Genomic DNA, 8,256 nt, shown 5'->3' on the forward strand with positions numbered 1-8,256 from the left:
GCCTTGCCACATATGACGAAGGGCGACGCTATTGTTAACACATCGTCCGTTACTGCTTATCGAGGATCTCCGGATCTGATTGATTATTCAGCAACCAAAGGAGCTATTACCACCTTTACACGCTCGCTTGCATTAAATTTAGTTGACCAAGGAATTCGCGTGAATGCCGTAGCACCAGGTCCTATTTGGACGCCACTGATTCCGGCAACCTTCGATAAAGAAAAAGTGAAACATCAGGGAGAAGATACACCGATGAAACGACGCGGGCAACCAGCTGAAAACGCACCGGCATATGTCTTCTTAGCCTCTACAGACTCTAGCTACATGACTGGGCAAACCATTCACGTAGACGGCGGCGATTTTGTAGGATCATAAACCTAACGTTCAGTAGGAAATTCTCCTTGAATTAGACGGTAGACAAACTCATTAATTGTTTTCATCACTGGGACGCGAATTATCGAAAGCTTTTTCTCGCACTTCAAGACCAAGTACCCGCATATGACATTGATAACCTTGATCAGGTAAAGAGAGATTTACTGTTATTAGTCACATATTTCAACCAAAATCGCGGGCAAAAGAGATTGGGTTATTTGTCGCCGATTTCTTATTTAAAATCAAAAAAAGTACCTAACTATCGCACAAATCTACACTGTCCTAAAATTGGAAGGCTAGACTAAGCGAATTTAAAATTTTTTTACACAGGTGCCTGATTTAATAACGGCTCAATCTATTTTATCATGCAAGTACAATGACAAATTCCAAACGTTTGATTCACCTATTCACCTTTGGTATAATAATATCAGAATGTGAGTAAAATAAAAAAGACCGTTGGTGGTCGAACACCAAACGGTCAACGTAATAGCAGGTACCCTTCAAGGGGATTGGCTAAATGGTAGGAATAACCCATCTGAGCGTCTAACTCAAGGATGGGTTATTTTTTATGGTTAAATGAAAGTACTAATACAATTAATGTCGCAAATGTTACTGCAAACATTAGTGTTTCAAATACTGTCATGGCACCACCCCCTTTCGAAACGGGAGTGAACCAACCACCCTTGAGCTACCTATTCTATTACCCTTACATTATACCACACATATGTTCTATTTTCGTCTTTTGAATTTCGCTGTGTCACATTTGCATGCTATTCATAGTGATAAAAAAGACCATTTTACGCTTGTCATACAAACAGTCAATGTAACGTAGGATTCCTTCAAATAGATCGGCTAAATAGGTGGAGTACCCCACCTATGCGCACGCCTCCCTGCTGCCCCAGTGACACTCCAACAAATGAATACATGCTGTCCAATCTTGAATTGTCAGAATTATTTTTATCCCTGGGACGCACGAATTCAAAAGGTGCCACCCATGATTAAATTTCATATCAAATTAGGGAATAAATAGAAAATAATTTATAAAACAGATAATTTTATCACTAAATATTTCCATTAAATCAATGTGGGTGGCACCACTAAATTTATGGACATTCATGAAAACGAAATTTTATAAGGAATCAATTTAATAAAATCCATATTCTTCAGCTTTCAGTAAATTTATTCTGTATCTTTATTGAATAATCTGATTAGTTTTTTACACAGGTACCCTTTTTCCAGAAGTAGGTTGTTTACCGTTCCTACCGCGCTGTGGCTTGCTGTCCTTGATGTGGAATGTGGAAGAAGTACGCATTCCACATCAAGGACAGCAAGGCTTATAGTTAATTCCCAATGTTTCCTTATTAAAGCCAAAAACTTCCCGTATCATTGAGCACGTTAAAAACGATAAAAAATCACTGTATATAATGTTTCCACCAAGTTAGAATTCCATCATTTTCGAGTTGTTATTATATCGTTACATACGTTGAATACGGTAAAAAATTATACTGTATATAACTACCAGTTAGTTTAAGTGAAAGCCTTCACATTCTCTAATTTATTTTAACATAAGTATCCAACTAACCCATTTAATTATTTTGGTATCAATTGTTGAAGGTTATTATGTAACAAAACTCGTCCTTTTCTGAACACGACCCAACTAGTCTTAAAAGATAGCATTTTGATTCTATTATATGCAACAAAACTCTGCCCAATAATCTATGCTCATTAACTATGTCCTCCTAGTCTTATGTTACAATTAATATAGGATTATAATGGAAATGAGGAATAACTGTGTTAATTGGATATGCTCGTGTTTCAACCGGATTACAAAACTTAGATTTGCAAACAGATGCTCTTACTCAATATGGATGTGTGAAAATTTTTCACGATAAGATGAGTGGGTCAAAAAAACAAAGACCTGGATTAGAAGAAGCCCTCAAATATACTCGTCAAGGAGATACCATAGTTGTGTGGCGATTAGATCGACTGGGTCGAAACATGCAAGACTTGATTGACCTTGTCAACAACTTGAATGATAAAAGCATCGGGTTTCACAGTCTTCAGGAGAATCTGACTATGGACCGTGGCAATGCTACCGGCCAACTGATGTTTCATCTCTTTGCTGCATTTGCTGAATTCGAACGTAATCTTATTCAAGAACGTTCTGCTGCAGGACGAGTGGCGGCTAAAGCACGGGGGCGTCTTGGTGGACGTCCAGAGAAATACGGAGTGAAAGATATTGAAATGTTGAAAGCTCTTATTGATGGAAGCACACCGATCAAAGATGTGGCTGAAAGATGGGGTGTTTCCCGAACAACCATTTATCGCTATTTGGAAAGTAAGTGATCTTAACTAAGGATTATTACAAGGAATAAAAAGCCTCGGCATGGTTGGGTCACGAACAAGGAAGAGATTCTAAAGGAATAGAATGACATCACGTAAAATATCCAAGTAGATATCGTGATTAACCACCGTCCCTGGGTTAGAAACAAACGCGAATGTTTAAACTTTCATGATTGTTTCTATCCCAGGGACTGCTTTAAAAATACAATTCACATACTTGTTTATTCACTGAAATCCATTAACAAAAAAATTTCGATCTCTGACGTGATTGGTATATGACATACACAGTAAGTTGACATACCACGCATTTACCTCACTAGATGCTTTTTAATAGGTACTGTACCGTACTTTTTATAATCATAGACACATAGTATTTTTTTATAATCGGTGTGTTTCTTGTCAGTATAACTTTTCAAATAAGACTCCATATCATCCAAATGGATTCTGTTTCTTAATACCCCTTGAACTATTGCAGAAACTTTTTTCGATTGGGATATTGTGTAATCATCTAGTATTTCTTGAATGCTATTACAATCTCTAGCAAGATCGCTAGATTCTTCTAAAACTTTTATCTTTCTAAGTTGGATATTTTTCAATTTTTCGAAATTTGATAATCCCGACTGAATTTCAGAGAATCCAAATATAGGGAAAAATTGACCTGATTGAATCCTATGCTTTTCAATTAGTTTTAATAGTTGATGGTTTGCTTCAGTTATAATACTGAAATAATTAATCATCATTTCTTGAGCATTTTGATATTCATATTTAATCGTCTTTTGGGATCCAATTGCTAATATTTTATCTTCGTTTTTTAGCCCTTCAATATCTTCGGTTATGGATACTTTAATATTTCCACCGGCATAGATATCTTTAACAATATTTTGTACTTTACGAATGTCCATCGCAGATACAGGTAGACTAAGGTTTCCTAGATGTTCATAAATTTCCTTATAATTATCAGTTTTTATTTTATTTATTCGAATTGTCGCCATTCCATCAATATCAATATCATGTTCAACAACTTCTTCATTAACTGATCCCTTGTCATATTCAACTAATAAAAAGTTTTTCCTAATCTTTTCCGCAACATCCGTAGATATATCTACGTAAGTGAAAATTGTTTTTAGTATACTCTTAATATTTTTATCACCTATATTATATCCTACAAATATAATTGGATTGTGAATAAATAAGGAAAGTAATTGCGCTCTTATCAATTCATATTTTTCTTCAAATAGCTGATAGTCTTTCTCTGTAATTATGATTTTCGAGGAATCTTCTACACATCCATGAATTTTATATACGGACCCATAAGGATTACTTAATAAAATCTCATTTCCTATTAACGGCTTAAATTCAAAGATATCTTCAATGAATGTATCGTAATTTGTTGTTACTATTGAGCCAATATTCTTTCGCACTTTTTTTAAACCATTTATTTCTTCTGCCATCTCTTCTTTTAGATGATTTCTTTGCAAAAGTTTAACTATATATAACCTAAAACGACTAATAGTTATACCTTTACTCATATTTTCATAGAATTGATCATTGATTTCTTTAAATTTACCATTCCGATCTTGCTTAACAGTCTGATTGAAGTAAGTTTCTAATTCAGTAGCAACTTTTGGAAAATCAAAATCTTTATTATTGCCATCTATATGATGTGCATACTTTAAGTCTAAATAATATTCATCATTTTCCGTTAATTCGTGTGAAATATAAGCTAATAATCCATCCCAAGTAAAAGAATTATGTAAATATCTTAGACTAATCCCAGTGCCCACAAAGAGTACTGGATGGTTTTTAAAATTACTAATAAACTCTGATATATTCATATATTATTTATCCCCTTAAGTTTATTTTATTTTTAAATAAGCTCTTTTTATAAAAAAAGACACGGAATCTATGTATTTTATTCATCGCTAAATTCTTCTTCAAAGATAAAATGGTTAAAGACGTTTTTCGATTTTCTTTCCATTTATCTCTTTTCCTGTTTAGACTCTGCCTTTACTCTTTTCCATTCAGATTTAAGAATTATTTGTTGCAAATCAAACATTTTCCACTGGTCATTATAATATGCTTCAAGGTCATCAGATCCAGGCACCCCCGTACTTACTTATGCCAGCACATTAATTTTTTCAATCAAGTAAAGTCCCTGGGTCAGAAACAAACGCGAATGTGTAAACTTTCATGATTGTTTCTATCCCAGGGACTGCTTTAATTTCATACAAACATTTGCTGCATAAAAGCTTGTTTTTGAATTGCTAATTCTGAAATTTTATCTGTTTCTTTTTTTATCTTTTTATCTAAATAGATCAGTGTATTAACTATTTTTTGCTGTTCTTCAATTATCGGCAAATTTATTAATAAAGACTTCAAGCTATTATTATAAAGATGCACAACTGAAGCCCCTTGTGCTAATCTATACAATTCATTCTTGTAAGCATTACTTAATAGATAAGCTAAAAAATTTCCATTGGATAATTTTTTATTTGGGCGTAATACATTTAAATCTCCGCCTAAAAGTGCATTTTTACTTAGTGCGGATGCACATGCTATATCTATAGCTGTTTCTCCTGAAGAAGGAATTAAAACATCACCAATTTCCCCATTAAAACCACTGTTATTTTGAGTTTTCGAAATAACTTCATCAATTATTTCTCCATACATAGTATAAAGTTGTCCATATAAAACACATGGTACTCCCTCTGAAGCTAAATCACTTTTAGATAATGCCTGACCTTTAAAAAATGTAACCAATTCCGATAACTTATATGTTCTCCACTCCGGATACTCCTCCCCATTCTCGTCCTTAAACCGTAACTCTTGACTAAAAATCCTCTGCATAAGCCCTTTTTTCTGTTCTTTCAGCAAATCAATTTTTTCTTTTTGGAGTTGGATTTTTTGATCGGAATTTTTGAAAAAAGCTCCAATTTTTTCTTGTTCTTCTTCGCTTATAGGTGCCGAAAATGAATAATCTGAAATTTGTTTCAAGGAAATGTGTTTAATTGCATTACCCACTGATAATTTATTCATCTCGGATACAAACTTATTGCTGCTAGTTATTTGGTAGACAAATTCAAGTTGCTCTGAGTTAAGTCGCCCAACTCGTTGTGCTAGAACTGCTTTTTCGTTACTATATTTACCTGTTTTTCCAATATTAACTCCATCCATAGTGACCAGAATATTGTCACCACTTAGTAAATAATTATTTAGAATAACATCATCATAAATATCAATCCTGTCTCCTACTGGTGCAATACCGTTAGCTTTATCCTGAATATTTTTATTAGTGACGACTAAATATTCCCCATTATCATTGAAATCGGCACTGCTAAATGCTTTTCCTGTTCTAACTTCTGCTAAATCTTCCAACTTCCACTGTTTCCATTCACCACTAAATTCTTTAAATCTTAACTTAGGTGCATTCATCCCTACACCCCCAACTCTTTAAAGAACTTCTCTAATTCAGCATCCACTTCAGCAATCTTTGCATCAATTTCTTCTAGACGCTTTGCAACAACCTGTAAATCAATTTCTTCTTCTTCCTCAAACGTATCAACATAGCGAGGAATATTTAAGTTATAATCATTTCCTTTAATTTCATCTAATGTTGCTGAATATGAATATTTCTCAATCGTATCTCGCGATTTATACGTCTCCACAATCTTCTCAACATTACCATCAGTCAAATTATTTTGATTCTTACCTTTTTCAAATTCATTCGATGCATCAATAAAAATCACATCGTCTTCAGCTGCCCGTGTCTTCTTAAATACTAAAATACAAGTAGGAATCGATGTCCCAAAAAACACATTCGCTGGAAGTCCAATAACTGCATCTAAATAGTTCTTATCTTCAATCAAATATTTACGTATAATGCCTTCTGCTGCCCCACGGAATAAAACACCATGCGGAAGAACAACTGCCATTGTTCCATTGTCGTCAAGTTGGTGAATCATATGTTGAACAAAAGCAAAGTCAGCTTTTGATTTTGGCGCGAGTCTTCCGTATGCACTGAAACGGTCATCGTCTAAGTATTTTGCATCTGCACTCCAGTTAGCGCTGTATGGAGGATTAGCTACGACTGCTTCAAATCGCATATCTAAGTGAAGAGGATTCTCTAATGTATCGTCATTTTTGATATCAAAGTCTGTGTAGCGTAAGTCATGTAGCAACATATTCATTCGCGCTAAGTTGAACGTGGTTGTTGTGAGTTCTTGTCCGTAAAATAAACGCACATTTGACTCTTTTGCTACTCGCAACATCAATGAACCGGATCCACATGTAGGGTCATACACGTTTTTTAAGTTGGGTTTATTATGAGTAACGATTTTGGCTAAGATTTTAGATACTTGTTGTGGTGTGTAAAACTCCCCTGCTTTTTTCCCTGCGTTTGCAGCAAATTGCGAGATAAGGTATTCGTATGCATCTCCTAGGACATCGATATCAACATCATCATGTAAGAATGGAATGTCATTAATGCTTACCATGATTTTGGCAATTAGTTTTGAGCGTGACTTTACATCACGTCCCAATTTAGAAGACGTTAAATCCATGTCATCAAATAAATTCTCGAAATCTTGTTGGCTGTTTGTGCCAAGTGACGACTGTTCAATCGCTTTTATCGCTTTATGAAGAAGTTCAATGTCGAAATTTCCTTTTTCACCTTTATGAATTTCTTTGACCATTGAAGAGAATAAATATTCAGGTTCAATGACGAAGCCGATTTCTACAAGCAATGTATCAATCAATCCATCTTTGTATTCTTCATCTTTCCAAGCATCTTCGTAGGAGATATTGTCTTCTTCCAACAGTTTTCCAATACGTGCTTCCGTTTTTTCCGAAAGATAGCGATAGAAAATTAGCCCTAAAATATAGTTTTTGAAATCGTAAGCTTCCATTTGACCGCGTAAATCATTCGCCATTGTCCAAAGTTTTTTATGCAATTCTGCTTGTTGTAGACGTTGTTTTTCTGAAGTTGTCATGTGTTCATATCTCCTCAATTTACGAGTACTTGCGTACGTTCGTGTAAATAAATTCTTTCAAAGCTTGCACGTGTTGTCGTTTTTCTTTAAATGGCGCTTTTATGGCATCATTGATTTCTTGATCAGGTGAAACCCCTGTGTATTCATATTCCCGCAAGAAGTATTCGAGTTTTTCTTCTGCGACATGTATTTGCTGTGACATATTGTAAATTTCTTTTTTGCGTCTTTCGTTTTCAAAATCTCGGAACTTTTGATTAATAGAATCATTGTTCGTGAGTGTTGGAGCGACTCGGTTTAAGAATTCTAGTAATAGATCACGTTTTAATCGCATCTCGTCACTAGCTGACGCATTTACTTCTTTGATCGCTCTCCGAACTGCAACATCACGTTCATGTTTATTGTCAAAGTTGATATTCCGTAGTAACTCTAGAATATAATCAACATCAATACGATCCGTTTGCATTAATTCAATTTCAAAATCGACGTCATCAATTACAGAAACTTTGTCGATATCGGGTTTCTTATTAATTTCAGGACTCGGGACATTGGATCT

Annotated in this window: 5 protein-coding genes and 1 pseudogene; 2 read left to right on the forward strand and 4 right to left on the reverse strand. The window is 34.6% G+C overall.

The genetic code is table 11. From position 1 onward, the window contains the following. Positions 1-375: SDR family oxidoreductase (locus B371_RS0103255; RefSeq protein ID WP_019412885.1), on the forward strand; the 375-nt coding region annotated here is incomplete at its 5' end. Positions 376-2,163: 1,788 nt separating this feature from the next. Beyond that, positions 2,164-2,718, forward strand: coding sequence for a recombinase family protein (locus B371_RS0103265; protein ID WP_019412886.1), 555 nt, complete (start codon positions 2,164-2,166; stop codon positions 2,716-2,718). A gap of 305 nt (positions 2,719-3,023) precedes the next feature. Here the strand turns inward: B371_RS0103265 and B371_RS0103270 are convergent, their stop codons facing one another. The 4 genes and pseudogenes from B371_RS0103270 to B371_RS0103295 form a co-directional block, all read right to left on the reverse strand. Then, positions 3,024-4,550 carry an SIR2 family protein gene (locus tag B371_RS0103270; RefSeq protein ID WP_019412887.1) on the reverse strand — a complete coding sequence of 509 codons (1,527 nt, stop codon included), beginning with the start codon at positions 4,548-4,550 and terminating at the stop codon, positions 3,024-3,026. Positions 4,551-4,938: 388 nt separating this feature from the next. Beyond that, a complete protein-coding gene (locus tag B371_RS22355) occupies positions 4,939-6,147 on the reverse strand; it encodes a restriction endonuclease subunit S (protein WP_019412889.1) in 1,209 nt (402 codons plus the stop codon). Between the two features lie 2 nt (positions 6,148-6,149). Then, complete coding sequence (locus B371_RS0103290) at positions 6,150-7,703, reverse strand: type I restriction-modification system subunit M (RefSeq protein WP_019412890.1); 1,554 nt, start codon at positions 7,701-7,703, stop codon at positions 6,150-6,152. Between the two features lie 19 nt (positions 7,704-7,722). Further along, positions 7,723-8,256, reverse strand: a pseudogene (locus B371_RS0103295) (restriction endonuclease subunit R); the annotation flags it as partial.

Origin of the sequence: Paenisporosarcina sp. TG20, assembly GCF_000286315.1 — a bacterium.
Taxonomy (GTDB): domain Bacteria; phylum Bacillota; class Bacilli; order Bacillales_A; family Planococcaceae; genus Paenisporosarcina.

Bases quoted from the DNA above. Each gene is read 5' to 3' on its own strand.
- B371_RS0103270 (WP_019412887.1), bottom strand. From the start codon at position 4,550: ATGAATATATCAGAGTTTATTAGTAATTTTAAAAACCATCCAGTACTC.
- B371_RS22355 (WP_019412889.1), bottom strand. From the start codon at position 6,147: ATGAATGCACCTAAGTTAAGATTTAAAGAATTTAGTGGTGAATGGAAA.
- B371_RS0103290 (WP_019412890.1), bottom strand. From the start codon at position 7,703: ATGACAACTTCAGAAAAACAACGTCTACAACAAGCAGAATTGCATAAA.